Below are 15,671 nucleotides of genomic sequence, written 5' to 3'. Positions count from 1 at the left end.
CCCCCGGGGCGGTGGGTCACCGGCCGCCGATGCGGAGCCGGGAGCCGCCGGGCGCGGCCTCGCCGAAGAACGCGCGCTGGATCATCACCGACAGCGTGTCGTGCAGCCGGTCGATGTTCACCTCGGAGTACTGCGAGTGCGCGTAGAAGTGGATGCGCTCCACGACCACGTACAGCAACGCCGCCCGCAGCTCGGTCGGGACGTCGGACGTCATCCGGGCCGCGTCGATCGGCCCGGAGAACGCGTTGACGAGCTTCACGAACGCGGTCCCGGCCTCCTCGGCGAGCTGCGGGTCGTGCGGCGCGACGTTGTCGGTCCAGGCGCGGATGACGCCGCTGAACCGGACGTGCACCGCGTCGTAGTCGGACAGGAACAGCTTCAGCCGGGCCCGCGCGTCCTCCTCGGGGCGCAGCGCGCCGAGCCGGTCGGCCAGCGCCCGCAGCGCGCGGAAGCAGTCGCCGCTCAGCTCGTGGAACAGCGCCCGCTTGTTCTCGAAGTACCGGTAGAACGTGGCCCGGGAGGTGCCGGCCAGCCGGATCACGTCGTCGACCGTGGTCTTCTCGTACCCGTAGCGGGCGAACGCCTGCAGGCCGGCCTCGGTCAGCCTCGACCGGAGTCCGCTCTCCTGGCCGGCCGGAACCGGTTCGGCCACCGGGCTCGACCCCCTCGACTCGTGCCGCCTGATGACATAGGTGTTTCCGGACATCCACGGTGAAGCCGGTAAAGCCCGTTGTCCAAGGCTCGCGTGCTGTTTACAGTCATGTCACTTTAGCCGTCTCAGGCGAGTGCCAGGACCCCTCGGTTCAGCCGCCCGCCGGCAAGGTCCCCGATCGCCGAGCCGATGTCGGCGAGGTCGTAGACGCGGCTCACCATCGCGTCCAGCTCGAAGCGCCCGGCAAGGTACAGGCCGACCAGCAGCGGGATGTCGTGCTGCGGGCGGGCCGTCCCGTACCGGCAGCCCATGATCGTCTTGTTCTGGTAGAGGGAGGCGACCTGGAAGGCGGCCTCGGCGTCGCGCGGCGGGACGCCGAGCAGCACGCAGGTGCCGCCCCAGGCCAGCAGGTCCACCGCCTGCCTGATCAGGGCGGGGTGGCCGACGCACTCGAAGGCGTGGTCGACGCCGTCCGGGAGGCCGAGCCCGCGCACCGCCGCCGGGACGTCGCCGGTCGTGGACGCGTCGATGAAGTCGGTCGCGCCGAACCGGCGGGCGACGTCCTCCTTGGCGGGGTTGGCGTCCACGACGACGATCCGTCCCGCCGCCGCCAGCCGGGCCGCCTGGACGACCGACTGCCCGATGCCGCCCGCCCCGATGACCAGCACCGTCTCCCCGGGCCGCACCCGCGCGCGGTTGAGCACGGCGCCCGCGCCGGTCAGGACCGCGCAGCCGATCAGGCACGCCGCGTCCAGCGGCACGTCCTTGCCGATCACGACGGCCTGCGACTCGTGGACGACCGTCCGCTCGGCGAACACCCCGGCGTTCGCGAACTGGTACGCCCGCTCTCCGCCGAGGGTGAACCGGTCGTCGCGGACGCCGAGCGAGGCGCGGCACTGCGTCGGCGCGCCGCGGTCGCAGGCGGCGCACCGGCCGCAGTTCCCGAGCGTCGTCAGCACGACGTGGTCGCCCGGCGCGACGTGCGAGACGGCCGGTCCGACCTCCTCCACGACCCCGGCGCCCTCGTGGCCCATGACGACCGGCGTGGGGAACGGGATCGTCCCGTTCACGACCGACACGTCGCTGTGGCACAGGCCCGCCCGGTGGACCCGGACGGCCACCTCCCGAGGCCCCGGCCCCCGCACCTCGACGTCGTCGCGGACCTCCAGGTCGCCCGTCCATACGATGCCGCGCATCACGGCCCTCCCGTCAGCCCGGCCATACCAGGCTCTGCAACTCGGTGTAGGCGTCCAGGGCGAAGTCCCCGCCGTCGCGCCCGACGCCGCTGCGCTTGAAGCCGCCGAACGGGGTCTCGGGGTTGCGGGCCAGGGTGTTGATCCCGACGTTCCCGGCGCGGAGGCGGCGGGCGACGCGCATCGCCCGGACGGTGTCGCGCGACCAGACGTAGTCGTAGAGGCCGAAGTCGGTCGCGGCGGCGAGCGCGATGCCCTCCTCCTCGTCGTCGAACGGCAGCGCGACGACGACCGGCCCGAAGACCTCCTCGCGGACGGCGCGCATCTCCGGCGTGCACCCGGCGATGAGCGTCGGCGCGACGTAGAAGCCCCGGTCGAGCGGCGGCCGTTCGCCGCCCGCCACCACGGTGCCGCCCTCCGCCGCGCCGGAGCGGACGTAGGACTCGATCCGCTCCCGGTGCGCGGCGCTGATCACCGGCCCGACGGCCGTGTCCGGCGCGGCCGGGTCGCCGACGACGAGCGCGCCCGCGATGGCCGACAGCCGGCCGACCATCTCCTCGTAGACGCCGCGCTGCGCGATCAGGCGGGTGGGCGCGGTGCAGATCTGCCCGGAGTGGAAGGTGTAGGTGCTCGCGGTGCCGAGCGCGGCGGCCTCCAGGTCGGCGTCGTCGAACACGAGGCTGGCGCCCTTGCCGCCGAGTTCGAGCAGCAGGCGCTTGCAGTCGCGTCCCGCCACCTCGGCGATCGCCGTGCCGACCGCCGTGCTGCCGGTGAAGCTCACCATGTCGACGTGCGGCGACCCGACCAGCGCCTCGGACGGCTCCGGCCCCGGCGCCACCACGAGGTTGACCGCGCCGGGCGGCATCCCCGCCTCGTGCAGCGCGCCGACCAGCATGATCACGCCGAGCGGGTCCTGCGGGGCGGGCTTGACGACGACCGTCGCGCCGACCGCGAGCGCCGGGCCGATCTTGCCGACCACGTTGGTCAGCGGCACGTTGTAGGACGTGATGCACGCGACGACGCCGACCGGCTGCCGGACGGCCATCGCGTTCACCAGCCCGCCGCGTCCGACCGGATCGGGCGCGGGCGGCAGCGGGATGTCCCGGACCGCGCTGCGGGCGTAGCGCCGCAGCCGGGCGACCGCCGCCGGGACCTGCGCGGTCCGCGTCATGGCGGTGGTCGCGCCCGTCTCGGCCTGGACGAGCGCGAACAGCTCGTCGTAGCGGGCCTCCAGGAGGTCGGCGGCGCGGTCCAGCAGCCGGGCGCGTTCGGCGGGCGGTGTCCGCGACCAGGCCGGGAACGCCTCCGCGGCGGCCTCGGCCGCCCGCGCGGCGTCGGCGGCGGACGCGTTCGGGGCGAGGCCCACGACCTCCTCCGTCGCGGGGTTGACGATGGGGTAGGTGCCGTTCTCGCCGTCCACGGGCTCGCCGCCGATCCAGAGGCGGGCCGGGCGCTCCATGGGCCTCACCACAGCTCGTCGACGTAGGTGTCGGTGCCGACAATGGTCGGCAGGAACGGCGCCGCGAACGTCACCCGGCCCGCGCCCGCGTCCTCCATGGCCTTGGCGTAGTCGCGGACCGCGTCCCAGCGCTCGCGCGGATCGGTCTCCATGAAGACGAGCCGGACGACGCGGTCCGGGCTGCCGCCCGCCGTGCCCAGCGCCATCGGCGACCCGCCATCGGCGGTGCCGGTCTTGGGCGTCCAGGACGCGATCGTGTCGATGCCGTCCGTCGCTAGCAGCGCGGCCTCGGCCCCTTCGGCGGAGCCGCCGTTCCCGGGTTCGGTGACGACGACCGCCAGGCCCTTGTAGCCGTGGTCGAGCGCCAGCTCGATCGGGACACCGTCGGGGTCGGCGTACCTGGCCGACTCGAAGGTGTAGATGCCGGTGTGCGCGTGCGTCCGCTCGGCGAAGCCGCGCCCGTTCTCGTACAGCCACCAGACGCGCTCCCCCGCCCACGCGGTGTGCGCGTCCACCTTGCCCTTCAGGTACCAGTAGATCGACACGTAGGAGCCCGCGTCGAGAGGCTCGGCGAACGGGCTGCCGGCCGGGAACCGCAGGTCCTTGAGGGCGCGGGGCGCGACCCAGCGGCTGCCGGCGAGGGCGTGCGGGCCGTCCATGACGCCCGCGTAGTAGTGGTCGCGCTCGTACCACCGGTTGTAGGCGACCTCGTGCCCGCGATGCGGGTCCACCATCGTGAACAGCATCGCGCCGACCTTGACGGGGTGGTCGTCCATCAGGCCCCTCCTCCCTCGCCGCCGTTGACCAGCGGCATGACCTCGTGCGCGAACGCGGCGATCTGGTCGACGAGCTCCTCGTGCCCGCGGACCGGGAAGGAGAGCTGCAGGTGGGTGACGCCCAGGTCCGCCTCCGCCCGCAGCGCCGCGGCGATCTTCTCCGGCTCGCCGGTCACGGTCCGCTCGGGGACCGCCTCGGCCGGGACCCCGACGTAGACGTGCGCGCCGCCGCCGACCACGAACGGGGCGTCCGCCCGCCCGGCCGCCTCCAGCATCACGCGGAGCCGGGTGACGGCGGCGGCGGTGCCCTCGGGCGGCGGGCCCTGCGGCAGCCAGCCGTCGCCGAGCCGCGCCGCCCGGTCGACGGCGCGCGCCGAGGAGCCGCCGATCCAGATCGGCGGGCCGCCCGGCTGGACGGGACGGGGGCTCTGGCCGCCGTCGCCGCCGCTCCACTCGTCCGCGAACTTGCCGCGGATGGCGCGGATCGCCTCGTCCGTCCGGCGGCCGCGGCCGCGGAACGGGACGCCGAGCAGGTGGAACTCGCCCTCCAGGTGCCCGGCGCCGACCCCGAGCACGACACGGCCCCCGGAGAGCGCGTCGAGCGTGGCGAACGCCTTGGCGGTCAGCAGCGGATGCCGGTACGCGACGACGTACACGTGCGACAGCAGCCGCACCCGCTGGGTGATCCCGGCCAGCCAGCCGAGCGTGGCGACCGCGTCGTACCAGGTCGTGGTCATCCGGGGCGCGTGCTCGCGCGGGATCGCGACATGGTCGCAGACGGCGACGTAGTCGAAACCGTGCGCGTCGCACGCCTGCGCCACCGCCGCGATCTCGGCCGGTCCCGCCTCATGCTCCCACGGCTGGGCGAAGAGCTTCGACTGGGCCTGGACGGGCAGTTGCAGCCCGAACGTGACGGGGCTCATGACCGCTCCTCCGCGGCGAGCCGCTCCCGCAGCCGGAACTTCTCGATCTTGCCGGTGGCGGTGCGGGGCATCCGCTCGATGAACACGATCTCCTCGGGGATCTTGAAGTGCGCCAGCCGCTCGCCCGCGTGGGCCCGGACCTCGCCGGCCGCGGGCGGGTGCGCCGGGTCGGCGGCGACGGCGAACGCCATCACCCGCTCCCCCAGCACGGGGTCCGGCATCGCCAGCACCGCCGCCTCCGCCACGCCCGGGTGCTCCCGCAGCACCGACTCCACCTCCATGGACGAGATGTTCTCGCCGCCGCGCCGCACGATGTCCTTCTTGCGGTCGACGAAGAAGAAGAACCCGTCCGCGTCGAAGTAGCCGAGGTCGCCGGTGTGGAACCAGCGGTCGTCCAGCGCGGACGCGGTCGCCTCCGCGTCCTTGAGGTAGCCGGCGAACCCGATCCGCTCCCGGTCGAAGACGACCTCGCCGGTCTCGCCCGCGGCGGCCCGCGTCCCGTCCGGGCGGATGATCGCCATCCCGGACCCGGGGAACGGGCGGCCCGCCGAGCCGGGGCGGCGCGGCTCGTCCAGCCGCGTGTAGGTGCCCATGCCCGCCTCGGTCATCCCGTACCAGTCGATGACCGGGGCGCCGAACCGCTCCTCGATCGCCGGGGCGCCGCCCGCGCAGCCGAGCACGATCAGCACCCGGAACGCGTGCGTCCTCTCGTGCAGGGCCGGGGGCCGCCCCATGAGGATGTTGACGATCGGCGCGAGCGTGAACAGGTACGTCGGCCGGTAGAGGTCGACCAGCCGCCAGAACCGGCCCGCCGAGAACCTTCTCGGGAACACGGCGGCGGCTCCGTAGGCCAGCGCGGACATGAGCCCGCCGAACCCGTTGCCGTGGAAGAACGGCGTGACGACCAGCGCCCGGTCGGACGCCGTCAGGCCGAACATCTCGTTGTAGTCGATCCCGGTGGCGGCCTTCGACTCCGACACCACCGCCTTGGGGCGTCCGGTCGTCGTCCCGGACGTGTACATCAGCAGCGCCGCCGACGCCGCCGCCTCCCCCGTCGGGAGCCGGTCCCGGGGATCCGCCGGCGCGTTCGCGATCAGCTCGGTGTAGGAGATCGCGGACGACGGCGGCTCGGTCTCCCCGTCGTCGATGGCGATCACGTGCGTGAGGCCGGGGATCTCGGCGGCCAGCGCGGCGGCACGGGCGGCGAGGTCGGCGTCGCACACCACGGCGACCGAGTCGGAATGGGCGCAGACGTACTTCGCTTCTGCGTCCGTCCACTCCGGGTTGGCGGCGACCGTGGCGAGGCCCGCCGCCCCGGCGGCCAGGTAGGTCTCCACCCATTCGGGACGGTTCCGCGCCCACACGCAGATCCGCTCGCCGGGCCGGATCCCCAGCTTGACGTGCAGCGCGGCGCCCAGCGCGGTCGCGTTCCCGATCAGCTCGCCGTAGGTGCGGACGCCGTCCTGCTCGGTCAGCAGGGCGAGGCGGCCGGGGTCGGTCGCGGCGTGACCGGCGATGATGTCGAAGAGGGTGCTCATCCAGCCTGCCCTTCGTGAGCCGAGCGGAGCTCGTCGTTTGATTGGTGGTGGGTGGGGGCTGGAGGACGGTTCTCTTCGCGGGCGAGGTAGGAAGCCAGGAGGCTCTCCCGGTCGGCGAGCTCGGACGCCGCGCCGCTCATGGCGATCTCCCCGGCGGCCAGCACGTAGGCGCGCTCGCACAGGTCGAGCGCCAGACCGGCGTTCTGCTCCACGACCAGCACCGAGATCCTGCTGCGGACCTCGCGCAGCGCCGTGTAGACGGTGTCGACGACGGCGGGCGCGAGGCCGAGGGACGGCTCGTCCAGCAGGAGCAGGCAGGGCGCGGCGAGCAGGCCGCGGCCGATCGCCATCATCTGCTGCTCGCCGCCCGACAGCGTCCACGCGCTGCGCCGCCGGAGCTTCGCCAGCGGCGGGAACAGGTCGTAGACGTCGGAGAGGCCGAACTCGGGGGTGCGCCCGCTGCGCGCGACGGCGCCGACCAGCAGGTTCTCCTCCGTGGACAGGCTGCGGAACGGCATCCGCCCCTCGGGGACGTGCACGAGGCCCGCCCTGGCGATCGCGTCGGGCGAGGTCCTGCGCAGGTCGGAGCCCGCGAAGCGGATCTCACCGCGGCCCCGGTTCAGCCCGGACAGCGCCCGCAGCGTGGAACTCTTGCCCGCGCCGTTCGCGCCGAGCAGCGCGACGGACTCGCCCTCGCCGACGTCCAGGTCGATGCCGCGCACGGCGTCCACCTGCCCGTACGACACCACCAGCCCGCGGACTTCGAGAAGTGAAGGGGTCATCGGGCCTCCCCGAGGTAGGCGCTGATCACTTCGGGATGGGCCCAGACCTCCGCGGGGGTGCCCGCGGCGATGCGGCGGCCCGTCTGCAGCACGACGATCCGGCGGCAGAGCCGCTCCAGGAAGGCGATCTTGTGCTCGACGAGCAGCAGGCTCGCGCCGAGCCCGGCGACCTGCTCCAGCAGCTCGACCAGGCGCTCGGTCTCGACGGAGCTGAGCCCGGCGGCGGGCTCGTCCATCAGCAGCAGCCGTGGCTTGGCGACCAGGGCCCGCGCGATCTCCAGGTGGCGGCGCTCCCCGTAGGCCAGCCCGGCGGCGGGCTGGTGGGCCCGGTCGAGCAGGCCGACGCGGCCGAGCGCCTCGGCGCCCTCGCTCCAGCGCGCCCGGTCGCGGGCCCACATCGAGGGCCGCCGCAGCCAGGCGCTCGCGGTGGTCCGGCGCCCCCGGTCCCTGGACGCGACGAGGACGTTCTCCAGGCACGTCAGCCCGGGATCGACCTGCGGCGTCTGGTAGGTGCGGAACACGCCGTGCCGGGTGATCCGGCCGGGCTTGCCGATCGGGACGTCCGCGCCGTCCACCCGGACCGCGCCGGACGCGTCCACCAGCCCGGACACCACGTTCAGCAGCGTCGACTTCCCGGACCCGTTCGGCCCGACCAGCCCGACGACCTCGCCGGGCCGCACGTCCAGCGACACCCCGTCGACCGCCGTGACCCCGCCGAACCGGACCGTGATCGCATCGCACTCCAGCAGCGGGGTTCCTGTCGTCTCTGTGCTCATTTGCGCCGTTCCTTGAGCCGGGCCCGGACGGTGGCGGGCAGCGAGGCCAGCCCGCCGGGCAGCATCACGATCACCAGCAGGATGATCAGCGCGTAGACGAGTTCCTTGTAGTCCGCGAGGTCGCGCAGCCACTCGGGGATGAGGGTGAGGATGACGGCCCCGACGGGCGGCCCCCACAGCGAGCCGCTGCCGCCGAGGAGCAGCATGAGCAGCACGTCCAGCGAGATCTCGACGTGGAACGAGGTCGGGTCGATGAAGGCCGAGGTGTGCGCCAGCAGCGATCCCGCCGCGCCCATGTACGCGGCGCCGATGCCGAACGCCGCCGCCTGGAGGCGCAGGGTCGACAGCCCGGTCGTGCGGGCCACGTCCCCCATCCCGCGGGCGAAGATCAGATCCCGCTGGACCGGGGACCGCTCAACCAGCACGGCGAGGCCGAGGCCGACGACGAGGACGCCGAACGCCAGGTAGAAGTACTCCCGCGGCGTGTCGAGCGCCAGCCCGAAGACGGTCGTCTCGATGCCGAAGCGGCCGGTGCCGCCGCCGGTGAAGCCCGTCCAGTTCCGCATCACGATCATGGTCAGCTCGCCGAAGGCGAGCGTGGCGATGGCGAACTGGATCAGCGGGCTGCGCGACAGGGCGAGCTTCAGCAGCGTCCCGATCAGCCCGGTGACCAGTACCGCCGTCACGAACCCGACGAGGAACCCGCCGTGCTGCGAGGCCCACACGGAGGTGTAGGCACCGATGGCGTAGAACCCGACGGTGGCGAGGCTGAACTGCCCGGCGAGCGTGAGCTGGAAGTAGAACCCGAGCGCCAGCAGCCCGTAGATCGCCGAGGTGATCATGATGCCGGTGCCGTACAGGCCCTGGACGCCGAGCGGCAGCAGCGCGCCGAGGATCGCGACCACGGCGAGCAGTTCCCGCTGCCGCCGGTCGAACACCGCCGGCTTGAGCGCGGGCGGCCCGGCCTTCTTCGTCCGGCGGGCGACGTCGTCAATAGCGGACACGGACGACCTCCCCGAACAGGCCGCTGGGCCGCAGCACCAGCGCGATGAGCAGGATCAGGTACGGGTAGGCCTCGACGTAGTCGGCGGAGACGTACCCGGCGGCCATCTGCTGGACGATCGCGATCCCGAACGCCGCGAGGACGGTCGCGCCCATCCGGTCGAAGCCGCCGAGCACCGTCGCGGCGAACGACGACAGCAGCAGCGTGAACCCGAGCTGCGGCGACACCGTCAGCGTCGGCGCGACGAGCACGCCGCCGAGCCCGGCGAGGGCCGCCGACAGCCCGAACATCAGCACCGACAGCCGCCTCACGCGGATGCCCTGCAGCAGCGCGGTCTCCCGGTCGGCGGCGAGCGCGCGGACCTGCCGCCCGATCGACGACCGGTGCAGCATCAGCATCAGCGCGGCGAGCACCACGGCGGTGACCCCGACGATCAGGACGCTCTGGTACGGGACGGCCGCGCCCGCGACGTGCCAGACCGACCCGCCGAACGGCGACGGCAGCGTCTTCTGGTCGTTGCCCTGCCACAGGATGATCAGCGAGCGCAGGCCGAGCGCGAGCGCGAACGTGGAGATGACGACCGCGAGGATCGGCTGCCTGCGCAGCGGCGCGTACCCGATGCGCTCCATCGCCACGCCGACGGCGAAGACCAGCGCGACGACGATGACGTAGGCGAGGACCGTGGCGACGCCGTGGGCCACGATCAGCCAGACGCCGAAGTAGGCGCCGAGGGTCAGCAGGTCGCCCTGCGCGAAGTTGACGACACCGGTCGTCTGGTGCAGCAGCACGATGCCGAGCGCGATCAGCGCGGCGATCGCCCCCTGCGCGACGCCGGACGCCAGCAGGCCGACGAAGTGGCCCATCGGTCAGCCCGCCCGGCTCGTCAGGTTGTCGTACTTCTGCAGCAGCTTGCGGCCGGCCAGCCCGCCGGACGCGTCGATGATCACGTCGGAGTGGTAGAGGTCGTTCTCCGCGTCGGCCTTGTAGGTGCCGCAGACGCCCTGGTACTGGACGGACTCCAGCGCCTTCGTGACGGCCTCCGGCTCGCTCGACCCGGCCTTCTCGATCGCGGCGGCGAGCACCCGGAACCCGTCGTATCCCTGCGCGAGCTGCGGGTTCGTCGGCCCGGGGCCGTACTTCGCCTGGTACGCCTGGACGTACGCCTTCGCCTCCGGGGTGCCGGACAGGTCGGGGTCGCAGGCGATCACGTAGTGGTAGCCCTTGAGCTCGGCGGGCGGGTTGAGGTTGCCGCCGAGGATGGAGCCGCCGCTGTTGTCGCCGAAGTGCGGCGCGGTGAGCCCGTTCTGCCCGCGCTGCCGCAGGAACAGCGAGTTGATCGTGGGGAAGCTCCAGGAGACGGTGGCGTCCACGCCGCGGAAGGCGAGGACGGCCTCGGTGAGGTCGGTCGCCGTCTGCGGGACGCGCCGCTCGACGATGTTCGTCACGCCGCCCGCGGTGAGGCCCGCGCGCAGGAGCCGGGCGGCCTCGTCGGAGCCGGGGTCGGTGCTGGCCAGCAGCCCGACCTTCTTCGGCTTGGTGTTCTTGACCATGTAGTCGGTGAGCGCGTGCGTCTGCATCGCCTCGGTCGGCCCGTACCGGAAGACGTTGTCGACCTTCAGCGTCGACTTGCCGAGCGTGTGCGACTGCGCGAAGTGCATCGTCGGGATCCCCGCCGACTTCAGCAGCGGCGCGGCGGCCTTCACCTGCGCGGTGGTGGCGAGCCCGACGATCGCGGTGGGCTTGTCGGCGAGCGCCTTCTTCACCGCGGTGACGCCCTGCTGCGGGGTGAGGCCGCCGTCGTAGGGCTTGTACTCGACCTTCCGGCCGTCGATGCCGCCCTTGGCGTTGATGTGCTCGACCGCCAGGTCGATGGCGTAGTGCCGGTCCTTGGTCGCGTACTCCCCCGACTCCGCGCCCATCCATGCGATCTTGATCGGTTCGTTCGAGCCCGAACCGGAACCGCTGTCGCCGCAGCCGGCCGCCGCGGCGGCCAGGACGGCGGCCGCGGCGACGGCGGCGGGCTTGGTCGATCTCCTGTGCGACATGCCCGTGGTCTCCTCTGTGCGTGGGGGCAGGGGTGAGGGAGCCGGATCAGGCAGCGAAGCCCATGTCAGGCGCGGTGCCGGGTCAGGCGGCGGTACCGGGTCAGGCGGCGATGCCGTACCGGTCCAGGCCGAAGGCCCGGATGGCGTTGCCGCGCAGCAGCTTGTAGACCTCGGTGTCGTCGAGGCCCGCCTTGTCGCAGATGCGGGCCGCCACCTCGGCGGAGTCGGGGTAGGTGCTGTCGGCGTGCGGGTAGTCGGTCTCGAAGCAGATCTGGTCCATGCCGATCACGTCGCGGTTGGCGAGACCGGTCTCGTCGTCGAAGATGCAGCCGTACACGCGGCCGCGGATGTAGCTGGTCGGCGGTTCGGGCAGGTCGGTGCCGAAGGAGTTGTCCGAGCGCTCGTGCCAGAGCTTGTCGGCGCGCTCCAGCACGTACGGCATCCAGCCGACCTGCCCCTCGGAGTAGGCGAGGGTCAGGCCGGGGAAGCGCGCGAGCGTCCCGGAGAAGACGAAGTCGAGCATCGAGCCCATCGCGTTCTGGAACGTGAGCGTGGAGCTGATGATGAACGGCGCGTCCGGGGACGTCCCCGGCATGCTGGACGACGACCCGATGTGCAGGCACACCACGGTCCCGGTCTCCTCGCAGGCCGCGAAGAACGGGTCCCAGGCGCGGGAGTGGATGGACGGCAGGCCCAGCGGGTGCGGGTTCTCCGAGAACGTCACCGCGTGGCTGCCCTTGGCGGCGCAGCGGCGGACCTCCTCGGCGGCGAGGTCCGCGTCCCACAGCGGCACCATGGTCAGCGGGATGAGCCGCCCGCGCGCGGGGCCCGCGCACCACTCGTCGATCATCCAGCCGTTGTAGGCGCGGACGCACAGCAGCGCGAGCTCCTTGTCCTCGCGCTCCATGAACGCCTGCCCGCAGAACCGCGGCAGGGTGTTGGGGAAGCAGAGCGACGCCTCCATGTGGTTGGCGTCCATGTCGGCGAGCCGCTCGGCCTGCTTCCAGCAGCCGGGGCGGATGTCGTCGAAGGTGACGGCGCCGAACCCGACGTCGTCGAACCCGACCGCCGCCGACAGCTTCATCAGCGGGGTGACGAGGTCGTCGTAGAGCCACACGTCGGCCCAGTCGCCGTCCGGGTCCTCCTGCCAGCCGCCCGGCATCCGCAGCCGACCCTTCTGCCGGACGATCCGCGGCCCGCGGTCGAGGAAGCGGCGCGGCAGCCGGGAGGTCCAGAGGTCGGGCGGCTCGACGACGTGGTCATCGACGGAGATGATGCGCGGGATCGTGGTGGTCATTGCGTCCTCCAGTCAGGCGGTCGCGACGGTGGCGGTCTCCTTGCCGGATCGCAGCACCGTGCCGGGCAGCGCCCCCGTCGGCACCCCGTCGCGGATCGTCTCGGTGCCGTTGACGAAGACGTGCCGCACGCCGATCGACTCGGCGATCAGCCGCGGGCTCTCGCCGGGCAGGTCGGGGACGAGCGTCGCCGGTCCCGCGTCGACCGTCTCCGGGTCGAACACGACGATGTCGGCGTGGTTGCCGGGTTCGAGGCGGCCGCGCCCGCGCAGCCCGAACAGCCGGGCCGGGACGTCGGTGAGCAGCTGCACGGCCCGCTCCAGCGAGACGAGCCTGCGGCCGCGCAGCGAGTCGGCCAGGAACCGGGTGAAGTACGGCGACCCGCACATCCGGTCCAGGTGCGCGCCCGCGTCGGACCCGCCGAGCATGACGTCGGGGTGCTCCCACACCAGGCTCCGCAGCGCCCAGTCGTTGTCGGTGTCGCTGGTCGGCTGCGGCCACAGGACGGTGCGGAGGCCGTCCCTGCACACGATGCCGGCCAGGGTTGTGAAGGGGTCCTCGCCGCGCTCGGCGGCCATCTCGTCGACGCGGCGCCCGACCGTCTCGGCGAGGTCGGGGTGGAACGCGTCGCCGATGACGTAGTTGCCGAACTCGGCGAGCCGGGCGAAGGAGCTGGTCCGCGCCTTGGCGAGCATGTCCTCGCGGACCCGCGGGTCGCTGAGCCGGGCGACGCGCTCCTCGACGCCGCCGCGCAGCACCTCGTCCCAGCCCGGGATCAGCCAGAGCGCGCAGAACGTCCCGAAGCTCATGTTCATCGGGACGAGGATCGGCATGGTCAGCGCGACGACCCGGCCGCCCAGCTCGCGGGCCCGCGCGGCGGCGCGGAGCTGGTGCGCGATCTTGGTGGCGTCGGCCGCGTCGACGGTGAGGACGTTCCAGTTGAGCGGGCGCCCGGCGGTCGCGCTCATCGTCGCGAACAGCTCGATCTCCTCGTCGCTGAACCGATCGAGGCAGCCCTGCACCATCCCCTCCAGGGTGGTACCGGGGTACTCGCCGACGATCCGGCAGAGGCTGATCAGCTCCTCGGGCGTCGCCCAGCGGCTCGCGACCGGCTCGCCGTCGCCGTCCTTGTGGGTGGACGAGCGCGTCGTGGACAGCCCGAGCCCGCCCGCCTCCAGCGACCGGCGCAGCACCTTCTCCATCTCGGCGACCTCCTGCTCGGTCGCCTCCCGCCCGATCGCGTCCGGGCCCATCACGTAGCGGCGCAGCGCGCAGTGCCCGACCAGGAAGCCCGCGTTGACGCCGAGGTTGCCGTCGAGGCCGGTGAGGAACTCCTCGAAGCTCTCCCACGTCCAGTCGACGCCCTCTTCGAGCGCGGCGAGCGGCATGCCCTCGACCTGCGCCATCATCCGGCGCAGGTAGTCGCCGTCGCCCTTGTTCAGCGGGGCGAGCGTGAAGCCGCAGTTGCCGCCGATGACGCTGGTGACACCGTGCCAGCTGGACGGCGTCGCGAACGGGTCCCACCACAGCTGCGCGTCGTAGTGGGTGTGCGGGTCGATGAAGCCCGGGCAGACGACGAGGCCGCCGGCGTCCACGGTCTCCCGGGCCGGCTCGTCGAGGGTTCCGACCGCGGCGATGCGCCCGTCGCGGACGCCCACGTCGGCGGTCACCGGCCGTCCGCCGCCGCCGTCGACCACCGTCGCTCCGGTGATGGCAAGGTCGAGCATCGCTCCTCCTTGGTCGCCTCGGGCCGTTGAGTGACGAGTATGTATCGGTCCAAAGCCGTTGACAAGACATGAATGTCATTTGCCTTCGGGACGGCACTTCAGCGCCGTATATCAAGGTGATTCCGATGTCCAGACCGATTTTGCGGCGGGCGCGGACCTACCCTCCCTCCGACTGAATACAAGACGCGAATGTCATGTTGGGAGGAACCGATGGAGAGCCATGGAGAGCATCGGCACCGCCCCGCCGGCGCAACCGGACGGCCGGTGGTTGCATCTACCAACCGTCTGGTAGACATCCGGGTGCGGGCCGGGCTACCATCCCGGCATCGACGGCGGCTGCCCGACCGAGGAGGCCTGCAGTGGAGTTCGCCTTCAGCGCGGAGGAAGAACGATGGCGGCGGGAGGTCCGGGCCTTCCTCGACGCGGAGCTCCCCGCCGACAAGGAGTTCAACCACGAGTTCACCGAGGACGAGGAGCTCTGGGAGTTCGCCCGCGAGTTCACCGGGAAGGTCGGCAAGAAGGGCTGGATCGGGCTCACCTGGCCGCGCGAGTACGGCGGGCTCGGCCGCCCGCTGCCCGAACGGCTGATCATGGCGGAGGAGTTCGCCCGCCGCGACGCCCCGTTCGTCAACATGATCGGGTACGGGCTGGCCGCCGGGACGCTGCTGATCGGCGGCACCGAGGAGCAGAAGCACCGCTTCCTGCCGGAGATCGCCCGCTTCGACACCTTCTGGGCCGAGGGGCTGACCGAGCCGGGCTCGGGCTCCGACCTCGCCTCGCTCACCACCCGCGCCGTCCGCGACGGCGGTGACTGGATCATCAACGGGCAGAAGACCTACACGACCTGGGGCCACCGCGCCGACGTCATGTACCTCGCCGCCCGCACCGACCCGGACGCGCCGCGCCACCGCGGCATCAGCATCTTCTGCCTGGACCTGTCGCTGCCCGGCGTGTCGTTCTCCCGGCTCGACAACCTCGGCGGCGGCCGGCAGAACCACACCTACCTCGACGACGTCCGGATCCCGGGCGACATGCTGATCGGCGAGGTCGGCAAGGGCTGGTCGTACATCATGAGCGCCTTCTACGCCGCCGGGGGCATCTCCGCGCGGCACAGCGAGAGCCGGCGGATGCTCGACAAGGTCCTGGCGTACTGCGAGACGACCGTCCGGCGCGGGCGGCCGCTGATCGAGGACCCGGTCGTCCGGTCCAAGCTCGCGGAGATGGCCATGATCGTCGAGACGGAGCGGCTGCTGGCCTACGAGTCGCTCGGCGACGCGTGCAACGGCCGCACCCCGCCCTTCGCGGGGGCGCTGGGCCAGGTCGTCCACAAGGAGAACCAGCCGCGGTTCGCGCAGCTCGTCGGGCAGATCGTCGGGCCGCTCGGCCAGCTGCGCACCGGCAGCCGGTGGGCGCCGATGGACGGCGCCGCCGAGGCCTGGTACCGCGCCTCGTACGCCAACCACGCGGGCGGCACCTCGCAGGTCAAGCGGATGGTCCTGGCC

At 72.7% G+C, this 15,671-nt stretch carries 14 protein-coding genes; 1 reads left to right on the top strand and 13 read right to left on the bottom strand.

The genetic code is table 11. From position 1 onward, the window contains the following. Positions 1 to 16: 16 nt before the first annotated feature. The 13 genes from E1264_RS27860 to E1264_RS27800 form a co-directional block, all read right to left on the bottom strand. Positions 17 to 652 carry a TetR/AcrR family transcriptional regulator gene (locus tag E1264_RS27860; protein ID WP_165964413.1) on the bottom strand — a complete coding sequence of 212 codons (636 nt, stop codon included), beginning with the start codon at positions 650 to 652 and terminating at the stop codon, positions 17 to 19. 125 nt (positions 653 to 777) lie between these two features. Then, positions 778 to 1,848: a Zn-dependent alcohol dehydrogenase gene (locus E1264_RS27855; RefSeq protein WP_132178412.1), complete on the bottom strand. Its 1,071-nt coding sequence runs from the start codon at positions 1,846 to 1,848 to the stop codon at positions 778 to 780. A gap of 13 nt (positions 1,849 to 1,861) precedes the next feature. Continuing rightward, positions 1,862 to 3,304, bottom strand: a complete 1,443-nt coding sequence (locus E1264_RS27850; protein ID WP_132178411.1) for an aldehyde dehydrogenase family protein — start codon at positions 3,302 to 3,304, stop codon at positions 1,862 to 1,864. 5 nt (positions 3,305 to 3,309) lie between these two features. Continuing rightward, positions 3,310 to 4,080: a hypothetical protein gene (locus tag E1264_RS27845; protein WP_132178410.1), complete on the bottom strand. Its 771-nt coding sequence runs from the start codon at positions 4,078 to 4,080 to the stop codon at positions 3,310 to 3,312. Further along, positions 4,080 to 5,003 carry a TIGR03619 family F420-dependent LLM class oxidoreductase gene (locus E1264_RS27840; protein ID WP_132178409.1) on the bottom strand — a complete coding sequence of 308 codons (924 nt, stop codon included), beginning with the start codon at positions 5,001 to 5,003 and terminating at the stop codon, positions 4,080 to 4,082. The genes E1264_RS27845 and E1264_RS27840 overlap by 1 nt, the downstream gene beginning before the upstream one ends. Beyond that, a complete protein-coding gene (locus tag E1264_RS27835) occupies positions 5,000 to 6,541 on the bottom strand; it encodes a class I adenylate-forming enzyme family protein (protein ID WP_132178408.1) in 1,542 nt (513 codons plus the stop codon). The genes E1264_RS27840 and E1264_RS27835 overlap by 4 nt, the downstream gene beginning before the upstream one ends. Next, complete coding sequence (locus tag E1264_RS27830) at positions 6,538 to 7,323, bottom strand: ABC transporter ATP-binding protein (RefSeq protein WP_132178407.1); 786 nt, start codon at positions 7,321 to 7,323, stop codon at positions 6,538 to 6,540. The genes E1264_RS27835 and E1264_RS27830 overlap by 4 nt, the downstream gene beginning before the upstream one ends. Beyond that, the gene (locus tag E1264_RS27825) at positions 7,320 to 8,099 is read right to left on the bottom strand and encodes an ABC transporter ATP-binding protein (RefSeq protein WP_132178406.1); all 780 of its coding nucleotides are present in this window, start codon (positions 8,097 to 8,099) and stop codon (positions 7,320 to 7,322) included. The genes E1264_RS27830 and E1264_RS27825 overlap by 4 nt, the downstream gene beginning before the upstream one ends. Next, complete coding sequence (locus E1264_RS27820; RefSeq protein ID WP_132178405.1) at positions 8,096 to 9,103, bottom strand: branched-chain amino acid ABC transporter permease; 1,008 nt, start codon at positions 9,101 to 9,103, stop codon at positions 8,096 to 8,098. The genes E1264_RS27825 and E1264_RS27820 overlap by 4 nt, the downstream gene beginning before the upstream one ends. Next, positions 9,090 to 9,965: a branched-chain amino acid ABC transporter permease gene (locus E1264_RS27815; RefSeq protein WP_132178404.1), complete on the bottom strand. Its 876-nt coding sequence runs from the start codon at positions 9,963 to 9,965 to the stop codon at positions 9,090 to 9,092. Before E1264_RS27815 ends, E1264_RS27820 begins: the two co-directional genes overlap by 14 nt. 3 nt (positions 9,966 to 9,968) lie before the next feature. Further along, positions 9,969 to 11,147 (bottom strand): ABC transporter substrate-binding protein, encoded by a 1,179-nt coding sequence (locus E1264_RS27810; RefSeq protein ID WP_132178403.1) that lies wholly within the window; start codon positions 11,145 to 11,147, stop codon positions 9,969 to 9,971. A 100-nt stretch (positions 11,148 to 11,247) separates the two neighbouring features. Then, entirely contained in the window at positions 11,248 to 12,444 is a 1,197-nt protein-coding gene (locus E1264_RS27805) for an amidohydrolase family protein (RefSeq protein WP_132178402.1), read from the bottom strand. A 12-nt stretch (positions 12,445 to 12,456) separates the two neighbouring features. Then, the gene (locus E1264_RS27800) at positions 12,457 to 14,169 is read right to left on the bottom strand and encodes a D-aminoacylase (protein ID WP_132178401.1); all 1,713 of its coding nucleotides are present in this window, start codon (positions 14,167 to 14,169) and stop codon (positions 12,457 to 12,459) included. Positions 14,170 to 14,528: 359 nt separating this feature from the next. On the opposite strand from E1264_RS27800, the gene E1264_RS27795 reads away from it, so the two are divergent. Beyond that, positions 14,529 to 15,671: acyl-CoA dehydrogenase family protein (locus E1264_RS27795; RefSeq protein WP_165964412.1), on the top strand; the 1,143-nt coding region annotated here is incomplete at its 3' end.

The organism is Actinomadura sp. KC216 (assembly GCF_004348535.1).
In the GTDB taxonomy this organism is placed as follows: Bacteria; Actinomycetota; Actinomycetes; order Streptosporangiales; family Streptosporangiaceae; genus Spirillospora.
This window is presented reverse-complemented; position numbering and strand designations above follow the sequence as displayed.

Bases quoted from the DNA above. Each gene is read 5' to 3' on its own strand.
- E1264_RS27855 (WP_132178412.1), bottom strand. From the start codon at position 1,848: ATGCGCGGCATCGTATGGACGGGCGACCTGGAGGTCCGCGACGACGTC.
- E1264_RS27850 (WP_132178411.1), bottom strand. From the start codon at position 3,304: ATGGAGCGCCCGGCCCGCCTCTGGATCGGCGGCGAGCCCGTGGACGGC.
- E1264_RS27845 (WP_132178410.1), bottom strand. From the start codon at position 4,080: ATGGACGACCACCCCGTCAAGGTCGGCGCGATGCTGTTCACGATGGTG.
- E1264_RS27840 (WP_132178409.1), bottom strand. From the start codon at position 5,003: ATGAGCCCCGTCACGTTCGGGCTGCAACTGCCCGTCCAGGCCCAGTCG.
- E1264_RS27835 (WP_132178408.1), bottom strand. From the start codon at position 6,541: ATGAGCACCCTCTTCGACATCATCGCCGGTCACGCCGCGACCGACCCC.
- E1264_RS27830 (WP_132178407.1), bottom strand. From the start codon at position 7,323: ATGACCCCTTCACTTCTCGAAGTCCGCGGGCTGGTGGTGTCGTACGGG.
- E1264_RS27825 (WP_132178406.1), bottom strand. From the start codon at position 8,099: ATGAGCACAGAGACGACAGGAACCCCGCTGCTGGAGTGCGATGCGATC.
- E1264_RS27815 (WP_132178404.1), bottom strand. From the start codon at position 9,965: ATGGGCCACTTCGTCGGCCTGCTGGCGTCCGGCGTCGCGCAGGGGGCG.
- E1264_RS27810 (WP_132178403.1), bottom strand. From the start codon at position 11,147: ATGTCGCACAGGAGATCGACCAAGCCCGCCGCCGTCGCCGCGGCCGCC.
- E1264_RS27805 (WP_132178402.1), bottom strand. From the start codon at position 12,444: ATGACCACCACGATCCCGCGCATCATCTCCGTCGATGACCACGTCGTC.
- E1264_RS27800 (WP_132178401.1), bottom strand. From the start codon at position 14,169: ATGCTCGACCTTGCCATCACCGGAGCGACGGTGGTCGACGGCGGCGGC.